The sequence below is a fragment of the Bradyrhizobium sp. 76 genome, from assembly GCF_023073025.1.
Taxonomy (GTDB): domain Bacteria; phylum Pseudomonadota; class Alphaproteobacteria; order Rhizobiales; family Xanthobacteraceae; genus Bradyrhizobium.
Genome location: NZ_JADPIS010000035.1, coordinates 603,678 through 621,955, shown reverse-complemented (window position 1 = coordinate 621,955; position 18,278 = coordinate 603,678). Strand labels below are relative to the sequence as shown.

Below are 18,278 nucleotides of genomic sequence, written 5' to 3'. Positions count from 1 at the left end.
AAGAGGCGCGCTCCGGGATGACGAAAGGAAGGCTACCCCGCCGCCATGCCGGCGCGGATTTCGGCGCGGAGTTCGTCGATCAGCTTGAGACCCTTCTTGGTCTCGATGTGCCAGAAGGTCCAGCCGTTGCAGGCTTGCGCGCCTTGCGCCACTGCGCCCATGCGGTGGATGGAGCCGACCTTGTCGCCGAACATGATGGCCCCGTCGGCGCGGACCAGTGCGCCGAGCTTCTTTTTGGCGTCGAACAGCTTGGTGCCGGGCATGATCATGCCACGCTCGATCAGCTCGGAGAACGCAACCCGCGGCGCTTCGCGCGCCGTCATGAACGGGGCGAGGCTTGCCTCCGGCAGCGGCTCGACCGCGGCGATGCGCGCTTGTGCGGCTTTCGCATAAGTCTTGTCGCGCTCGAAGCCGATATAGGAGCGGCCGAGGCGCTTTGCGACCGCGCCGGTGGTGCCGGTGCCGTTGAAGGGATCGATCACGAGATCTCCGGGCTTGGAGGACGACAGCAGCACGCGCGCGAGCAGGCCTTCCGGCTTCTGCGTCGGGTGCACTTTCTTGCCGTCGGCGCCCTTGAGGCGCTCCTCGCCGGTGCAGAGCGGGATCAGCCAGTCGGACCGTGCCTGCACGTCCTCGTTGGCGGCTTTCAAGGCTTCGTAGTTGAAGGTGTAGCCCTTGGCCTTTTCGTCGCGCGCGGCCCAGATCATGGTCTCGTGCGCGTTGGTGAAGCGACGGCCGCGGAAATTCGGCATCGGGTTGGTCTTGCGCCAGACGATGTCGTTCAGGAGCCAGAAGCCGAGGTCCTGCATGATCGCGCCGACGCGGAAGATGTTGTGGTAGGAGCCGATCACCCAGATCGTCGCCGACGGCTTCATCGCGCGGCGGGCGGCAAGCAGCCAGGCGCGGGTGAAATCGTCATAGGCGGAGAACGAATCGAACTTGTCCCAGTCGTCGTCGACCGCATCGACATGGGATTCGTCGGGGCGCTTGAGATCGCCCTTGAGCTGGAGATTGTAGGGTGGATCGGCGAACACCAGGTCGACCGAACCAGCCTGAAGCTTCGACATCTCGGCGACGCAATCGCCGAGGACGATGCTGTGCGAAGGAGACTCAAAATTTGTGCGGGGCGCCCTTGCAGACGCCCCGCGACGCGACTCTACCATGACTCAAGAACTCTGACTCAGGCGACGCTGTCGGCGACGCGGGACCAAACAACCGACTGACCGTTACATTGAAGCGGCAAAGTAAAAATCGACTTAACCCGCCGCTTTCGCGAATAGCTCTCACATCGCGCCTTGCACGCGGTTCGCTCCGCGCATTCGCCGTGTTTTGCAGTGTATTTCGTGCTTCTTCGCGTTGCGGCTGTGATCGGAGCGCAAAAAGACTCAAAATTCCTCTCGGAAAAAATTGCTCGATGCCCGGAAAAAATTGCTGGCATTGCCATGCTGTCGCACTAGGCAATAATTGCCGAGCGGGATATTGATTAACGCAATGGAAATTTTACGTGCATGGTGCGTTGAGCTTTGCCGCCTTTTGCGCCCAATGATGCCAGCCAGGACCGAGGGAAGCCGCCATGCGCTACGATGATTTCCGCCGCAGCGACGACATCGAGGATCGTCGCGACGATGGTGGCGGCGGCGGTGGAGGGGGCGGGTTCGGCCTCCCCATGGGCGGCGGCGGGCTCGGCATCGGCACCATCATCGTGCTCGGCCTGGTCGGCTACGCCTTCGGCATCGATCCGCGCATCCTGATCGGCGGCGCCGAGATCCTCACCGGTGGCGGCCAGGCGCCGTCCTACCAGACCGATCGCCAATCGTCGTCCAACGCCAAGCGCGGCGCGCCGACCGACGAGATGGGCAGCATGATCTCCGGCATCCTCGGCGAGATCGACGATCGCTGGAGCGAGATCTTCCAAGCCTCGGGCCAATCCTTTACCGGTCCGAAGGTCGTGCTGTTCCGCAACGTCACCAATGGCGGGCGCTGCGGCCGGGCGGAGTCGGCGATGGGACCGTTCTATTGTCCGCCCGACAGGACCATCTTCCTCGACACCGGTTTCTTCCGCGAGGTCGAGACACGTTTTCGCGGGTGCTCCGGCAAGTCCGCCTGTAACTTCACCACCGCCTACATCATCGCCCATGAGGCCGGCCATCACATCCAGAACCTGCTCGGCATCATTCCGCGCGTGACGCGCCTGCAGCAGCAGGCCGGCAGCAAGGCGGAGTCGAATGCGCTCCAGGTGAAGGTCGAATTGCAGGCCGACTGCCTGTCCGGTGTCTGGGTCAATCGCGAGGCGAAGAAGCGGCCGAACTTCCTGGAGCCGGGCGACATCGACGCCGCACTCACCACGGCGAGCGCGATCGGCGACGACACGCTGCAGCGCCAGTCCACAGGCCGCGTCGTGCCCGATTCCTTCACCCACGGCTCGGCCGCGCAACGCAAACAGTGGTTCATGACCGGCTACCAGCAGGGCACCGTCCAGGCCTGCAACACGTTTGGTGGCGGACAGTAGGGGTTATCCGTCATCCTGAGGTGCTCGCCAATTGGCGAGCCTCGAAGGATGGCGAGCCCGTGGCCCATCCTTCGAGGCGCGCAACAGCGCGCACCTCAGGATGACGTCAGTGGTCTGTGAAGAAGGTGCGTTGCAATGACCTCCATCGACGAAACAAAACAGTTCGTCCCGCTCAACATCGCGGTGCTCACCGTGTCCGACACGCGCGCGCTCGCGGATGATAAATCCGGCCAGACCCTGGCCGACCGTCTCCTTGCGGCCGGCCATCATCTCGCCGCGCGCGAGATCGTCACCGACGACGTCGAGACGATCCGCGCCGTCATTCGCCGCTGGATTGCGGAGGCAGGCGTCGACGTCGTCATCACCACCGGCGGCACCGGCTTCACCGGGCGCGACGTCACGCCGGAGGCGATCGAGCCCTTGTTCGAGAAGCGCATGGACGGTTTCTCGATCGCATTCCACATGCTGAGCCACGCCAAGATCGGCACGTCGACGATCCAGAGCCGCGCCACGGCCGGCGTCGCGGGCGCAACCTACATCTTCTGCCTCCCAGGTTCGCCCGGTGCCTGCCGCGACGGCTGGGACGGCATCCTCAAAGCCCAGCTCGACTACCGCACGCGTCCCTGCAATTTCGTCGAGATCATGCCGCGGCTGGACGAGCACCTGCGCCGGACGAAGGCGCGGGGCGCGACGGTGTAGTTGGACATTCCTTCTCCCCTCATGTCCGCCGAAGCTTTAGCGAAGGCGGATGTGGGGGAAGGTGGCATAGGCGGCCTTCGGCCGCCGTTCTTAAGGAACGCCGAAGCGAAGCTTCGGCTATGGTGCCGGATGAGGGGTCTCTGTCCATTTGCACAGATGCTTGCGGAGACAACCCCTCACCCAAGGGAGCTTGTGTTTACCAGCGTCGCTGCCCTCTCCCGCAAGGGGCGAGGGCACATTTATGCGCATCTCGCCCGCTGTTGCAGCATCAGAGATCCCGCTCCCACGTTTCCCCAATCAGGTCCTGCCCGAAGCTGTGATGCGGCTCGGTCTTCACGAGCTTGAAGCCTGCACTTTGATAGATGCCCCGCGCGGCGACCAGGATGCTTTGCGTCCACAGCGTCATCTTGCTGTAGCCCCTCTCGCGTGCGCCCTGGATGCATTGCTCGACCAGCGCGCGGCCGACACCGAGTCCCCGCGCTTTCTTCTCCACCTGCAACAGGCGCAGCTTGGCAATCTCGTCCGTGGCCTCGACCAGAAAGATCGAGCCGACCGGCTCGCCATCCACTTCCGCAATCCAGCAGTGCTCGCGCGCGGCGTCATAGTTCTTGATGAACTGTGCGCAGATCTCGGCGACCAGGGCCTCGTAGCTGATATCCCAGTTGTAGTCGGCCGCATAGGCGGCGGCCTGTCGGGAGATGACCCAGCCCATGTCGCCGACGCGATGGCTGCGCAGCATGAAAGCCGCGGGCTGGCTTCGATGCTCCAGCACAGCTTCGATGGTCGCCATAGCTTGCGTGAGCCGCGTTGCATCGCTGGCCGAAAGCTGAGCCAGCATTGCGGCGACCTCGTTTTGCGAGCCCAGGTTCAGCTTGGCAAAGCTCTGGCGCCCCTTGGCAGTGAGGCTGAGCTGGTATTGCCTGCGATCCGCGGGCAGGGGCCTGCGGGTGATCAGCCCCTTTTCGTCGAAGCTCTGCACGATGCGGCTGAGATAGCCGGGGTCGAGGCCAAGCTCGTTGCCGATCTCCTTTGCGGCAAGGTCGTCCCGTTGTGCGAGCTCGTAGAGCACGCGGGCCTCGCTGAGCGAGAACGGGCTCTTGCCAAGGTGCTGGTCGAGCACGCCAAGCTTGCGGGTGTAGAAGCGGTTGAAGGCGCGAACCGCTGCGACGTGGTTCTCGGTACCGTCAAATAACATGGCTCACCTCGATACTTGCCATTGTCAAATAATTATTTGACTTTGGCAAGTATTGAAGTGCTTCAGCCGACCATGACGATCCGGCTGCGCAGCATGATCCGCGACGAGCGGCCGAGCCGCCGGAGCAACCGCGCCTCGGAGCGGCGGGCTTGGGGCGGGTAGCCGCCGATGCGGTCGTAGTGATCACGCGCGATCAAAAGTCCCTGATCGCCGAAGGGACCGACGAGCTTGCGCATCAGGGCCCATAGGATATCGCGGAAGCCGGCATCGGCGTAGGGTGAGCGGGCATAGCGGAAGACAGCCGCACGATCCCGGCCGCTGGTCGAGACGGACTGGATAAACTGGGCGGTTTCCTCGATCCAGCCGGTTTCCAAGACGGCGCCGGCGGGGAGGAACATCAGCCAGGACGAACGGGCCTGGAGTGCGCCGGCGGCGAGCGCGGCGCCCTGCGTGGATCCTTCGAAGCCGATGAAACGGCAGCCCGCGACGTCGGCAACGCGCTCGATGACCCCATTGCGGGTGCCATCGACGAGGAGCACTTCCCGGATGATGCCTGCGGCGGCACCGGGTACCAGCGCGGCCAGAGTTGCGACCGCCGTCTGCTCGACGCCTTCGGTCGGAATGATGACGCTCAGCATGATTGAGGCTTCAGTGTCCACACTTCGGGAGAAGCGTAGCTCATTATCAGGGCGTCATAAAACATGTGGCGCTGCCGAGTGCAACTTTCCGGCCGTGCTTCGGTATACGATGGTAAACCGCCGCGGCTGTCGCATCCAAATTTGTCCCGTACGGGCCACGATATCGCCAATGTGTCGGCCCCAGCCTATCCTCTCCGTATTAATCCGGAGGTGAGCCGTAATATTGCGCGGCGGGCCGGCCGTTCGCAATCCCGCAAGAGGAAGGACGCGATAGCGGACGAGCGCGAGAGCGGGAAAAACGTGCAATCACGCTGCTGACGAGGGCTTCGAATGAACGCCGGTCAACCTGCTGTTCGTAGCACCGCCGCACAATGTCGTGCGATCATCAGTTCCTCGTTCGTTGGGATGACGAAGACATCGGCTGCGCTATCGTCACCGCTAATGCGCTCGCGCGCCGCATCATTCGCAGCCGCATCGATGCGCACACCGAGCCAGTCGAGACGCTCACCGATCGCTCTGCGGATTTCCCTGGCATGCTCGCCGATGCCGCCGGTGAAGACCAGGCAGTCCAGCCCGGCAAGCGTCGTCGCCATCGCCGCCACCTCCTGCGCGGCGCGGAAGGTGAAGAGCTCGACCGCCTCCCGTGCCGCAGCTTCGCTGCTCGCAAGCAGCGTCCGCATATCCGACGCGATGCAGGAGACGCCGAGCAGGCCCGATTCGTGGTAGAGCAGGTGCTGGACATCGTCGACCGACATCTTCTCGTGCTGTTGCAGATAGAGCAGCACGCCCGGGTCGATCCTGCCGCACCGCGTGCCCATCACCAGCCCGTCGAGCGGCGTCAGTCCCATCGTGGTGTCGATGCTGCGGCCGTCGCGCAAGCCGCACAGGCTCGCGCCATTGCCGAGATGCGCGATCACGGTGCGCTTGGCCACGAGCTGCGGCGCGATTCGGGCGAGCCGTCCCGCGACATATTCGAACGAGAGGCCATGAAATCCGTAGCGTCGGACTCCGCGCTCTTCATAACGTCGCGGAATGGCGAAGCGGCTGGCGGGCGGCGCAATGCCGTGGTGGAAAGCGGTGTCGAAGCAGGCGATCTGCGTCAGGTCGGGCCTGATCGCGCTGATGGCGCGGACCGGCGCCAGACACCGCGGCTGGTGCAGCGGCGCCAGCGGTGTCAACGCCTCCAGCTTTGCGGTGACATCGTCTGTCAGCTCGACCGGAGCGGAATAGTCCGGACCGCCATGGACGACGCGATGGCCGACGGCGCGCAAGCGATGGTCGCCGAAACGATCCTCGATGAAGCCGAGCATGTCGGCGAACAGATGATCGCTATCCGCATCCGATGATTCCCTCCCTTGCTGGAACAGGTCTTCGCCCGCGGGGCTCTTCACGACGAGCCGCGGCTTCGTCTCGTGCTCGTCGAGCAGGCCCTTGCAGAGCGGGGTGAGCTCGGCCGCCGAGATCTCGAACAGGCCGAATTTGATGCTCGACGATCCCGAGTTGAGAACGAGAACGGTGTTCAACATGGCTGCTGTCAGTCGCCTGCCTCCGCCGGCGTGTTGCCGCCGGCGCTGTTCTGCCAGACCCATTCCTGGATTTCCGGCATGTCCTCGCCGTATTCGCGCACATAGCGCGAATGCTCGATCAGCTTGTCGCGGAATTGCTGCTTCACCTGCGCCGCTTTGGTCGCGAGCCCCGGCACGCGCTCGATCGCCTCGATCGCGAGGTGATAGCGGTCGAGCTCGTTGAGCACGACCATGTCGAACGGCGTCGTCGTGGTGCCTTCCTCGGCAAAGCCGCGGACGTGCATGCCGGCGTGGTTGGTCCGGTTATAGGTCAGCCGGTGGATCAGATAGGGATAGCCGTGATAGGCGAAGATCACCGGCTTGTCGCGCGTGAACAGGCCGTCGAAGTCGCGGTCGGACAAGCCGTGCGGGTGCTGCTCCCTGGGTTGCAGCGTCATGAGGTCGACGACGTTGACGACGCGGATCTTCAGCTCGGGCAGCGCCTTGCGCAGCAGGTCGACGGCGGCGAGCGTTTCCAGTGTCGGCACGTCGCCGGCGCAGGCCATCACGACATCGGGCTCGCCATTCGCGTCTTCCGTCCCGGCCCAGCTCCAGATGCCAATGCCGGCATCGCAGTGCGTGGCTGCCTCCTGCATCGACAGCCATTGCGGCGCCGGCTGCTTGCCGGCCACGATGACGTTGATGCGGTCATAGGTGCGCAGGCAGTGATCGGCGATCCATAGCAGCGTGTTGGCGTCCGGTGGGAAGTAAATGCGGACGATATCGGCCTTCTTGTTGGCGACGAGATCGACGAATCCGGGGTCCTGATGGCTGAAGCCGTTGTGGTCCTGGCGCCAGACATGCGATGTCAGCAGATAGTTGAGCGAGGCGATCGGGCGTCGCCACGGCAGATGCCGCGTCACTTTCAGCCATTTGGCATGCTGGTTGAACATGGAATCCACGATGTGGATGAACGCCTCGTAGCAGGAGAAGAAGCCGTGCCGGCCCGTGAGCAGGTAGCCCTCTAACCAGCCCTGGCAGAGATGTTCGCTCAGGACTTCCATCACGCGTCCGTCCTGGGCGAGATGCACGTCGTAAGGTTTTGTCGGCTCCATCCAAACGCGTTCGGTGGCCTCGAACACCGCATCGAGCCGGTTTGAGGCGGTTTCGTCCGGGCCCATGATGCGGAAGTTGCGGGCCTCGGCGTTGAGGCGGATGACGTCGCGCAGGAATTTGCCGAGCTCGCGGGTTGCCTCCGCCACGATGCCGCCCGGCTGAGGGACCTTGACGGCGAAGCTGCGGAAGTCCGGCAGCTTCAGCTCCTTCTTCAGAAGGCCGCCATTGGCGTGCGGATTGGCGCCCATGCGGCGATTGCCTTCGGGCGCGAGCGCCTGGAGCTCGGCAACGAGCGCGCCGTTCGCGTCGAATAGCTTTTCCGGCTCGTAGCTGCGCATCCAGTCTTCGAGAATCTTCAGATGCGCCGGGTTCTCGCGGCAGTTCGCGACCGGCACCTGATGTGCACGCCAAAAACCCTCGACCTTCTTGCCGTCGACTTCCTTGGGGCCGGTCCAGCCCTTCGGGCTGCGTAGCACGATCATCGGCCAGCGCGGGCGTTCGACGCTCTTGCGGCCGTCGCGGGCGTGCTGCTGGATCGACCGGATGCTGGCGAACGCGACGTCGAGCGCGTCCGCCATGGCCTGGTGCATCAATTTCGGATCGTCGCCCTCGACGAATAGCGGCTCGTGGCCGAGCCCGCGGAAGAGATCGCGGATCTCGTCGTCGCGCATCCGGCCGAGCACGGTTGGGTTGGCAATCTTGTAACCGTTGAGATGCAGGATCGGCAGCACCGCGCCGTCATGGGCAGGATTGAGGAACTTGTTGGAGTGCCAGGACGCCGCGAGCGGGCCAGTCTCGGCCTCGCCGTCTCCGACGACACAGGCGACGATCAGGTCGGGATTGTCGAATGCCGCGCCATAGGCATGCACCAGCGCGTAACCGAGCTCACCGCCTTCGTGAATCGAGCCCGGCGTCTCCGGCGCCGCGTGACTCGGGATGCCGCCAGGGAAGGAGAATTGCCTGAACAGTTTGCGTAACCCGTCGGTATTGCGCGCGATATCGGGATAGATCTCGCTGTAGCTGCCTTCGAGATAGGTGTTGGCGACCATGCCGGGGCCGCCGTGGCCGGGACCGCACACATAGATCACGCTCAGGTCCAGCGCGCGGATGACGCGGTTGAGATGGGCATAAATGAAGTTCAAACCGGGCGTCGTGCCCCAATGGCCGAGCAAACGCGGCTTGATGTGCTCGGGCCGTAACGGCTCGCGCAGCAGCGGATTGTCCAGCAGGTAAATCTGCCCGACGGAGAGATAGTTCGCGGCGCGCCAATAGCGGTCGAGCAGATCGAGGTCGCTGCTCGCTGCGGCCAATTGTTGTTGATTTGTCATGTTCCTGCCGACCTTCACCCGGGATCGTCACCAACCGAGTTCCGGCGAGATCGATCCTTCGGCAGCATCAAACGAGATCGCCGTGACGCCACTGTTGCGTGAGGTCAAAAGCGGGCGCGCGAAGTTTGGGCAGCTCTACTGTGCATGGGGTTGTTTTCACGTTTTTGGTTTGTGTTCTTGATTTGTTCCTTCGACGTGCTATCTTGGCTTCATGAGTCCAGCATCCTCTCATGCTCTCAAGCACCCGCCGGTCACGGCGCCCTCCGAGCCGGCGGGTGCGCCTTCTGACTTCCCTGAGCTGGCGGTCGCCATCGACCGCCAGCGCAGGCGAGGCCGGGGCGCGCAGTCCAACGCCAGCGGCCGCTTTGAGGCCGAGGCGCGCGTCGCATTCGACGATGGCTGGCAGAGCCTTGAAGAACTGCCTCCGTTCAAGACCACGGTCGGGATCGACACCTCGCGCAAGGTGATCACCCGCAACGAATCTCCCGACATCGGCTTCGACCGTTCGATCAATCCCTACCGCGGCTGCGAGCACGGCTGCGTCTATTGCTTCGCGCGGCCGACGCATGCCTATCTCGGCCTGTCGCCGGGGCTCGACTTCGAGTCGAAGCTGTTCGTGAAGCCCGAGACGCCGGCGCTGCTCGAGAAGGAGCTTGCGGCGCCGGGCTACGAGCCGCGGATGATCGCGATCGGCACCAACACCGATCCCTATCAGCCGATCGAGCGCGAGCGCAAAACCATGCGCGGCATTCTGGAGGTGCTGGAGCGCGCCGGCCATCCCGTCGGGATCGTCACCAAGTCGGCGCTGGTGACCCGCGACATCGACATTCTCGCGCGCATGGCCAAACGCAACCTCGCCAAGGTCGGCATCTCCGTGACCTCGCTCGATCCGAAGCTGGCGCGCACCATGGAGCCGCGGGCGTCCACGCCGCCGAAGCGGCTGGAGGCGCTGAAGCAGCTTTCCGAGGCCGGCATTCCGACCACCGTCATGGTCGCGCCCGTGATTCCCGCGCTGAACGATTCCGAGATCGAACGCATCCTGGATGCTGCCGCCCATGCCGGCGTCAAGGAAGCCTCCTACGTGCTGCTGCGGTTGCCACTCGAGGTGCGCGATCTCTTTCGTGAATGGCTGATGGCGAACTATCCGGACCGCTATCGCCACGTCTTCACGCTGATCCGCGACATGCGCGGCGGCCGCGACTACGACGCGAAATGGGGCGAGCGCATGAAGGGCACCGGCCCGATGGCCTGGACCATCGGTCGCCGCTTCGAGATCGCCTGCGACAGGCTGGGGCTGAACAAGAGGCGCTCCAAGCTGACGACGGATCATTTTGCCAAGCCGAAGCGGAACGGCGATCAGCTCAGCCTGTTCTGAGGGACGAAGTGGGAGAGGCGTCGCATGAGTAAGGAACTGCCAGCTCCAATCCCGCGGCTCACCGTCATCACGCTGGGCGTGAACGACATCCGCGCCAGTATCGCCTTTTACGACGCGCTTGGTTTCTCGCGCCGGCTCAAGGTGACCGGCGAGGCCGTGGCGTTCTATGACACCGGCGGTCCGGTGCTGGCGCTATTTCCCTGGGATCAGCTCGCGGCCGACGCCAAATTGCCGGATCAGCCGAGACCATCGATGTTTCGCGGCGTGACGCTCGCATGGAACTGCCGCGCGCCTGAGGAGGTGAACGCGGTGCTGGCCTTCGCCGTCAGCAAGGGCGCCGCGCTGCTGAAGGCCGCGCATGAGACCGACTACGGCGGTTATTCCGGCTATTTCGCCGATCCTGACGGCCATCCCTGGGAAGTCGTGGTCGCGCCCGGCATCGAAGTCGGCGAGGACCGACGGGTGCATCTGGCGGAATAGGGCGACTGACTTGAATAACGGGAATTGTCCGAGGTTCCCGGTTGCGCAGGCCATGCCGCTTGCGCACGATCCCGGCCATGATTCGGGATCAATCCGCCAAGAAGCCGGCCAAAGGCGCGCCCAAGAAGGTTGCGCCTGAGAACAAGAAGGCAGCGCCTAAGAACGAGAAGGCTGCGCCCAAAAAAATCGCCAAGGCGCTGGCCGGCACCAAGAGCGCCATCATCGTCGCCCCAAGCTTCCGCCGCGAGCGCGCGCTGATCAAGCGCGGCGTCTGGCCGGTGGCGGGCTGCGATGAGGCCGGCCGCGGGCCGCTGGCGGGTCCTGTGGTGGCGGCGGCGGTGATTCTCGATCCCGACCGCATCCCGCGCGGCATCGACGATTCCAAGCGCCTGACCGCCGAGGGGCGCGAAAGGCTGTTCGACAAGATCTGCGCCACCGCCCAGGTCTCGGTGGCCGTCGCCTCGCGCGCCCGCATCGACCGCGACAACATCCTGCGCGCTTCGCTGTGGGCGCTGAAGCGCGCCGTCGTGGCGCTGCCCGAGCAGCCCCGGCACGTCTTCGTCGACGGCCGCGACCGGCTCGACACGGCATGCGATTGCGAGGCCGTGATCGGCGGTGACGGCATCGTCCTGTCGATCGCAGCGGCCTCGATCGTCGCCAAGGTGACGCGGGACCGCCTGATGTGCGCGCTGGCTCAGGACTGCCCCGGGTACGGTTTCGAGCAGCATAAGGGCTACGCCGTGCCCGAGCACCTCGATGCGCTCAACCGCCTCGGCCCCACCGTCCACCACCGCAGCTTCTTCGCCCCCGTCGCCGCCGCACGCGCCAAGCACATGGTCGAGCCGGTGCAGGATCTGTTTGCGGTGACCGAGATCGAGCTGCAGGTGGACACGAGCTCGGAAATCGACGCGTCGGCAAATCTCTAGACGAGACTCGGTTGCCACGACGCGTCGCGCCCTCTATCAAAATAGTCGTGAGCGAATAGGGCCGGCTTCACGGGTTGGCTGCATCTTTCGGACGTTGCATGCGGTTTACCTCCCTGGTCATCGAGCTCATTCGCGCGCGGCCGCGGCTGATCGTCTGGATCGCCGTGCTGCTCCAGGCCGCGATGTGGCTGTTCGTGGCGCTGGTGTTTTATCGCAGCCCGCCCGGCAGCCTCGCGACTCTGCTGGCCTTCGGCCGCGAATACCAGGTCGGCACTGATTTAGGCCCGCCCTTGCCGGTCTGGCTCGCCGACATCGCCTATCGCGCTGCCGGCGGCCACGTGTTCGGCGTCTACGTCCTGGCGGAGCTCTGTGGGGTCGCGACCTTCATCGCGCTCTATCATCTGTCCCGCGCGGTGGTCGGCGCCCAGCAGGCAGTGCTGGCCGTGCTGCTGACCATGACGCTGCTGGCCTTCTCCTCGCCCGCACTCGACTTCGGCCCGCTGGTGCTGGCGCGGCCGCTCTGGGCGCTGCTGCTGCTGCATTCCTGGCAGATCATCGGACAGCGCCGCGGCAACGCCTGGTTTGCCTGGTCGATCGAGGCGGGCCTCCTGCTGCTGACGACGCCGGCTGCGATCTTCCTGCTGCTGCTGATCGTCGTCTTCGCGCTCGCAACCGCGGACGGCCGCCGCACGCTGCGCGCATTCGACCCGTTGTTTGCGCTTGTTGTGGTCGCCGTGCTGGCATTGCCTTATGCCGTCTGGCTGATGCGCGCCGAGGCGTTCGCCCTGCCGGCCCTGCCGGCCCTGCCGCAGGTTGCCGAGCTCAATGCCCGCGCACTTCACGCGGCTTGGCTGCTCGGGGGGCTCCTGCTCGGTGCGGCGGCGATCCCGGCGCTGACCGTGCTCAACACCGGCCTGTTCGTTCCCAAGAGCGAGGAGGCGCCGATTATCTACCGCCCGCCGGTCGAGCCGCTCGCGCGCAATTTCGTCTATTTCTTCGCGCTGGCGCCGGCGCTCGGCGCGGTGCTGATCTCGGGCCCGCTGGGCCTCGACGCCGTCGTCGGCGGCGCCGGCGTCGTGCTGGTGTTGTCGGGGCTTGCCGTGGTCGTGGGGGCCGGCGATCTCATCGCGATGCGCCGCGCGAGGATGCTGCGGATGGTCTGGGCGGCCGCCGTCATCGCGCCCGCAATCGGCGTCGCGCTCGCCGTCCTGCTCCTGCCGTGGACCGGTGCCAACGAGATCGCGACGTCGATGCCGGCGCGCGCGATTTCGGACTTCTTCGACGAGAGCTTTGCCCGCCGCACCAATCATCGCCTGCGCGCGGTGGCCGGCGAGACCCAGCTTGCGAGCCTGATCACGCTGCATTCCGGCCGGCCGCATCTGTTCATCGATGCCCAGCCTTCACGCACGCCGTGGATCAATCAGGCCAAATTCAACGAGACCGGCGGCGTCGTGGTCTGGCGTGCCTCCGACACCGCGGGCACCCCGCCGCCGGACATTCTCGCGCGCTTCCCGGGTATCGTGCCGGAAGTGCCGCGCGCCTTCGAATGGCTGGTGACCGGCCGTCAGCAACTGCTGCGCATTGGCTGGGCCATCGTGCGGCCGAAGGGGACTTAGTCGCTCGCTCTTTCCGTCGTCATTGCGAGGAGCCCTTGCGACGAAGCAATCCAGAGTCCCTCCGCGGAAAGATTCTGGATTGCTTCGCTGCGCTCGCAATGACGGGGAGAGGTCGTACGCCTCCTCACGCGCCCGCCAGCACCTTCGCGATCGCGCGCAGATCCTGCCAGGCGAGCCGCTTGTACGACGGCGAGCGCAACAGATAGGCGGGGTGGAAGGTCGGCAGCGCGCGAATGGTGCGCCCGCCCGTCTCGTAATCGAACCAGCGGCCGCGGGTACGCATGATGCCTTCGCGGGTCGACAGCAGCGTCTGCGTCGAGGGATTGCCGAGCGTCACCAGCACATCCGGATTCACCAGCTCGATCTGGCGCTGGATGAAGGGCAGGCAGATTTGCGTCTCCTGCGGCGTCGGCGTGCGGTTGCCGGGCGGCCGCCAGGGAATCACGTTGGCGATGTAGGCAGTGGTGCGGTTGAGGCCTATGGCTCCTATCATCAAATCGAGCAGCTTGCCGCTGCGCCCGACGAAGGGCAGCCCCTCGATGTCCTCGTCGCGGCCCGGTGCCTCGCCGACGAACATGATGCGCGCCTGCGGATTACCGTCGGCGAAAACCAAGCGTGTCGCCGTGTGCTTCAGCGCGCAGCCGTCAAAGCTTTGCATCAACTCGCGCAGCGCCTCCAAGGTCGGCGCGGTGCGTGCGGCCTCGCGCGCCGAGGCGATCGCGATGTCGGGCGCGGGGGCCGCCTCGCCGCGCAACACTGCCGGCGCGGCGGCCGGCCGTGGGGCCTCGACCGGAGGTGGCGCGCGCGGGGCCGGAGGTGGAACATCCAATTCCGCCAGGCGGTCGATCGGTTCCTCCGCGAGCGTGCAATCGACTCCGGCCTCCAGATAGAAGGCGAGAAGCTCTCGGACCGTGGGTGCGGGTTCTGGGATCATCGGAAAGTCTGACTATTAGTCCAGTTTGGGGCGCCTTGCACCCCGGCGAAACGCATTTCCGAGGTTGTCCTACCCGGAAAAATCGGAAACAAGAGGGCGCAATCGACCAAGGACCGTCTCAAGGGCTGAGATCAGATGAGCACCGAAGAACTTCCCCCGCGCGAATCCATGGAATTCGACGTCGTCATCGTCGGCGCAGGCCCCTCGGGCCTGGCTGCGGCGATCCGTCTGAAGCAGATCAATGCCGATCTCAACGTCGTCGTGGTGGAGAAGGGCTCCGAGGTCGGTGCGCATATTCTCTCCGGCGCCGTGATCGACCCGGCCGGGCTCGACAAGCTGATGCCGGACTGGCGCGAGGATTCCGATTGTCCTCTGAAGACCCAGGTGAAGGACGACCGCTTCTACTGGATGACGGGCGGCGGCGCGATTAGGCTGCCTAACTTCATCATGCCGCCGCTGATGGACAATCATCACTGCTATATCGGCTCGCTTGGCAATGTCTGCCGCTGGCTGGCGCGCAAAGCGGAAGCGCTAGGCGTCGAGATCTATCCGGGCTTTGCCGCCGCCGAAGTGCTCTATGACGAGCAGGGCGCGGTGAAGGGCATCGCCACCGGCGACATGGGCATCGGCCGGGATGGTAAGCCCAAGGACTCCTTTACCCGTGGCATGGAATTGCTCGGCAAGTACACGCTGTTCGCGGAAGGCGCGCGCGGCAGCCTGACCAAACAGCTCATCGCCAAGTTCGCGCTGGATACCAAGAGCGAACCGGCGAAATTCGGCATCGGGCTCAAGGAAGTCTGGCAGATCGATCCCGCCAAGCATCAGAAGGGCATGATCCAGCATTCGTTTGGCTGGCCGCTCGATCTGAAGACCGGCGGTGGCTCGTTCCTCTATCACTACGACGACAACCTCGTTGCCGTCGGCTTCGTCGTGCATCTCAACTACGACGACCCGTATCTGTCACCGTTCGACGAGTTCCAGCGTTTCAAGACCCATCCGTCGATCCGCTCCACCTTCGAAGGTGCCAAGCGGCTCGCCTATGGCGCGCGCGCCATCACCGAGGGCGGCTATCAGTCGGTCCCGAAACTCAGCTTCCCCGGCGGCGCGCTGATCGGATGCGCGGCCGGCTTCGTCAACGTTCCCCGGATCAAGGGCGTGCACAACGCGATGGGCACGGGCATGCTCGCCGCCGAGCACGTTGCGTCCGCCATTGCCGCCGATCGCGCCAATGACGAGATCGTCGACTACGAGAACGCCTGGCGCTCCTCCTCGGTCGGCAAGGATTTGTTCCTGGTCCGCAACGTCAAGCCGTTGTGGTCGAAGTTCGGCACGGTGCTCGGCGTTGCGCTCGGCGGCTTCGACATGTGGTGCAACACGCTGTTCGGCGGCTCACTGTTCGGCACCCAGTCGCACGCGAAGCCCGATCGCGCGACGCTCGATCCGGCCAAGACCCACGCGCCGAGAACCTACCCGAAGCCGGACGGCAAGATTTCCTTCGACAAGCTCTCGTCGGTGTTCCTGTCCAATACCAATCATGAGGAGGACCAGCCGGTCCATCTCAAGGTCACGGACATGAACCTCCAGAAGACCTCCGAGCATGACGTGTTTGCAGGTCCGTCGAATCGCTATTGCCCGGCCGGCGTCTATGAGTGGATCGAGGAAGGTTCGGGTCCGCGCTTCCAGATCAACGCCCAGAACTGCGTCCACTGCAAAACCTGCGACGTGAAGGACCCCAACGGCAACATCACCTGGGTTCCCCCGGAGGGCGGCGGCGGTCCAAACTACGAGGCGATGTAGGCGGGGTCAGCAAGCCGCAATCCAGGTTACCAAGGCCCAAGGCGACCAATATTGCGTGACCTTGGCCCTGCGACGCACGTTCGCGTGAGAACCCGGCCGCGGCCGCGGTCCGTGGTCACGATAAGGCCATACTGGCGGCGTCTTGGGGCGCTCTTGACCGGTCACTTGGCCGATTTGGGGCGTGCGGAGGGGATCGTCCGGCCCGAATCCTTGCGGTGAAGCGCCAAAAGCGGCATTGTTCGCCCGACGGTTCCGGGTCCCCATGCCACCGGCCGCGTTCGCATGCGATACGGCCTTCTTCAGACCCAGGCACTACCAACTCAAGGCGAGCCCTGATGTTTTCAAATCGTTTCAACCGCTGGACTGTTGCCGCCATCGCCCTCATGGGCACAGCGATCGCGACGGTCCCCGGCAGGGTCCTGGCGCAGACGCCGGATCATCCGTCCGACACGGCGGCGCAGTTTCCGACCCGAAACGATCTGAAGGCGCTGACCACTTCCGGCAGCTATCTCGCCGCCCGCCACGCCAGCGTCGAGCGCGATGCGGCCTCCGCCGCCGCGTTCTATCGCTCGGCCCTGCGCACCGATCCCAAGAACAACGAGCTGCTCGACCGCGCCTTCATCTCCTCGGTTGCCGACGGTGACATCGACGAAGCCGTCAAGCTCGCCGAGCGCATCCTGACCATCGACAAGACCAACCGCGTTGCGCGCCTCGTCGTCGGCGTGCACGATCTCAAGTTCAAGAAGTACGCGACGGCGCAGACCAACATCAACCAGTCGATCCGCGGTCCGATCACCGATCTTGTCGCCACGCTGCTGTCGGGCTGGGCCGCCTATGGTGCGGGTGATGCCAAGGGCGGCGTCGCCACCATCGACAAGCTGGCCGGTCCGGAATGGTATCCGCTGTTCAAGGATCTCCACGCCGGCATGATCCTTGAGCTCGCCGGCAAGGAGAAGGACGCGGGCAACCGGTTCGAGCGTGCCTACAAGCTCGACGATTCCATGCTGCGCGTCACAGAGGCCTACGCGCGCTGGCTGTCGCGTAACAAGGACTCGGCCGCCGCGACCACCGTCTACCAGGCTTTCGACAAGAAGCTCGCCCGCCATCCGCTGATCGTGGAAGGGTTGCGCGACACCAAGGCCGGCAAGAAGATGCCGCCGCTGGTCGATAGCGCGCAAGCCGGCGCCGCCGAAGCGCTCTACGGCATCGGCGCCACACTGACCCGCCGCGGCGGCGAGGATCTGGCGCTGGTGTATCTCCAGCTCTCACTCTACCTCCAGCCCACCCATCCCCTGGCGCTGCTCTCGCTCGCCGATCTCTATGAATCGGTGAAGCGGCCGCAGATGGCGATCAAGGTCTACGAGCGCGTGCCGGCGTCCTCGCCGCTCAAGCGCAACGCCCAGATTCAGCTCGCCATCGATCTGGATTCCGCCGACCGCACCGACGAGGCGATCAAGATCCTCAAGGGCGTCACCACTGAGGATTCCAAGGATCTCGAAGCCATCATGGCGCTCGGCAACATCGAGCGCGGCCGCAAGAAGTTTGGCGAATGCGGCGCGACCTATTCGCAAGGCGTCGACGTGCTGCCGGCCGGCAACGACAAGGCCAACAGCGTCTGGTATTATTATCGCGGCATCTGCGAGGAGCGCTCCAAGCAGTGGGGCAAGGCCGAAGCCGACATGAAGAAGGCGCTCGAGCTGCAGCCCGACCAGCCCCACGTCCTCAACTATCTCGGCTATTCCTGGATCGACCAGGGCATCAATCTCGACGAAGGCATGAAGATGATCAAGCGGGCGGTCGAGCAGCGCCCGGATGACGGCTACATCGTCGACTCCCTTGGCTGGGCCTATTACCGCATCGGCAATTACGAGGACGCGGTGAAGAACCTCGAGCGCGCCATCGACCTCAAGCCCGAGGATCCCACCATCAACGATCACCTCGGCGACGCCTATTGGCGTGTCGGCCGCACGCTGGAAGCCAAGTTCCAGTGGGCGCACGCCCGCGATCTCAAGCCCGAAGCGGATGAGCTTCCGAAGATCGAGGCCAAGATTGCAAACGGAATGACCGACGACAATTCGAACTCCTCGGCTGCGCAGGCGGAGAAGGAGAAGAAGAAGGACGACGGCAAGGGCGGCTGAGCGAGTTGAAGTTGGGGGCGTG

General features: G+C 64.7%; 15 protein-coding genes. 9 read left to right on the top strand and 6 right to left on the bottom strand.

Features of this window, described 5'->3' with window-relative positions; all coding sequences use genetic code 11:
- Window positions 1-32: 32 nt before the first annotated feature.
- The gene (locus tag IVB48_RS10710; RefSeq protein WP_007607106.1) at window positions 33-1,163 is read right to left on the bottom strand and encodes a site-specific DNA-methyltransferase; all 1,131 of its coding nucleotides are present in this window, start codon (window positions 1,161-1,163) and stop codon (window positions 33-35) included.
- Between the two features lie 410 nt (window positions 1,164-1,573).
- Here IVB48_RS10710 and IVB48_RS10705 point away from each other — a divergent pair, with 410 nt between their 5' ends.
- The gene (locus tag IVB48_RS10705; RefSeq protein WP_027516429.1) at window positions 1,574-2,509 is read left to right on the top strand and encodes a neutral zinc metallopeptidase; all 936 of its coding nucleotides are present in this window, start codon (window positions 1,574-1,576) and stop codon (window positions 2,507-2,509) included.
- 135 nt (window positions 2,510-2,644) lie between these two features.
- Window positions 2,645-3,208, top strand: a complete 564-nt coding sequence (gene moaB, locus IVB48_RS10700; protein ID WP_247399861.1) for a molybdenum cofactor biosynthesis protein B — start codon at window positions 2,645-2,647, stop codon at window positions 3,206-3,208.
- A gap of 268 nt (window positions 3,209-3,476) precedes the next feature.
- Here moaB and IVB48_RS10695 read toward each other — a convergent pair whose 3' ends face one another.
- The 4 genes from IVB48_RS10695 to IVB48_RS10680 all read right to left on the bottom strand — a co-directional run bounded on the left by IVB48_RS10695 (window position 3,477) and on the right by IVB48_RS10680 (window position 8,990).
- Complete coding sequence (locus IVB48_RS10695; RefSeq protein ID WP_247399860.1) at window positions 3,477-4,403, bottom strand: helix-turn-helix domain-containing GNAT family N-acetyltransferase; 927 nt, start codon at window positions 4,401-4,403, stop codon at window positions 3,477-3,479.
- Between the two features lie 62 nt (window positions 4,404-4,465).
- The gene (locus tag IVB48_RS10690) at window positions 4,466-5,041 is read right to left on the bottom strand and encodes a glycosyl transferase (protein ID WP_247291212.1); all 576 of its coding nucleotides are present in this window, start codon (window positions 5,039-5,041) and stop codon (window positions 4,466-4,468) included.
- A gap of 341 nt (window positions 5,042-5,382) precedes the next feature.
- Complete coding sequence (locus tag IVB48_RS10685; protein ID WP_247399859.1) at window positions 5,383-6,567, bottom strand: acetate/propionate family kinase; 1,185 nt, start codon at window positions 6,565-6,567, stop codon at window positions 5,383-5,385.
- Between the two features lie 8 nt (window positions 6,568-6,575).
- Window positions 6,576-8,990 carry a phosphoketolase family protein gene (locus tag IVB48_RS10680; protein ID WP_247399858.1) on the bottom strand — a complete coding sequence of 805 codons (2,415 nt, stop codon included), beginning with the start codon at window positions 8,988-8,990 and terminating at the stop codon, window positions 6,576-6,578.
- Between IVB48_RS10680 and IVB48_RS10675 the strand changes: the two genes are divergently transcribed.
- The 5 genes from IVB48_RS10675 (at window position 8,989) to IVB48_RS10655 (ending at window position 13,387) form a co-directional block, all read left to right on the top strand.
- Complete coding sequence (locus IVB48_RS10675; RefSeq protein WP_197031178.1) at window positions 8,989-9,171, top strand: hypothetical protein; 183 nt, start codon at window positions 8,989-8,991, stop codon at window positions 9,169-9,171. The genes IVB48_RS10680 and IVB48_RS10675 overlap by 2 nt on opposite strands.
- A gap of 30 nt (window positions 9,172-9,201) precedes the next feature.
- Complete coding sequence (locus IVB48_RS10670) at window positions 9,202-10,365, top strand: PA0069 family radical SAM protein (protein ID WP_247399857.1); 1,164 nt, start codon at window positions 9,202-9,204, stop codon at window positions 10,363-10,365.
- Between the two features lie 24 nt (window positions 10,366-10,389).
- Window positions 10,390-10,845 carry a VOC family protein gene (locus IVB48_RS10665; RefSeq protein ID WP_247399856.1) on the top strand — a complete coding sequence of 152 codons (456 nt, stop codon included), beginning with the start codon at window positions 10,390-10,392 and terminating at the stop codon, window positions 10,843-10,845.
- A gap of 77 nt (window positions 10,846-10,922) precedes the next feature.
- Window positions 10,923-11,771, top strand: a complete 849-nt coding sequence (locus IVB48_RS10660) for a ribonuclease HII (protein ID WP_247399854.1) — start codon at window positions 10,923-10,925, stop codon at window positions 11,769-11,771.
- Between the two features lie 98 nt (window positions 11,772-11,869).
- A complete protein-coding gene (locus IVB48_RS10655; protein ID WP_247399852.1) occupies window positions 11,870-13,387 on the top strand; it encodes a glycosyltransferase family 39 protein in 1,518 nt (505 codons plus the stop codon).
- A gap of 124 nt (window positions 13,388-13,511) precedes the next feature.
- On the opposite strand, the gene IVB48_RS10650 is transcribed toward IVB48_RS10655, so the two are convergent.
- On the bottom strand, window positions 13,512-14,321 hold the full coding sequence (locus tag IVB48_RS10650; RefSeq protein WP_027568605.1) for a uracil-DNA glycosylase: 810 nt from the start codon (window positions 14,319-14,321) through the stop codon (window positions 13,512-13,514).
- Window positions 14,322-14,456: 135 nt separating this feature from the next.
- Here IVB48_RS10650 and IVB48_RS10645 point away from each other — a divergent pair, with 135 nt between their 5' ends.
- Together IVB48_RS10645 and IVB48_RS10640 are read left to right on the top strand one after the other, a co-directional pair.
- Window positions 14,457-16,118, top strand: a complete 1,662-nt coding sequence (locus IVB48_RS10645) for an electron transfer flavoprotein-ubiquinone oxidoreductase (RefSeq protein WP_247357009.1) — start codon at window positions 14,457-14,459, stop codon at window positions 16,116-16,118.
- Between the two features lie 335 nt (window positions 16,119-16,453).
- Window positions 16,454-18,256 carry a tetratricopeptide repeat protein gene (locus tag IVB48_RS10640; protein ID WP_247399850.1) on the top strand — a complete coding sequence of 601 codons (1,803 nt, stop codon included), beginning with the start codon at window positions 16,454-16,456 and terminating at the stop codon, window positions 18,254-18,256.
- Window positions 18,257-18,278 lie beyond the last annotated feature (22 nt).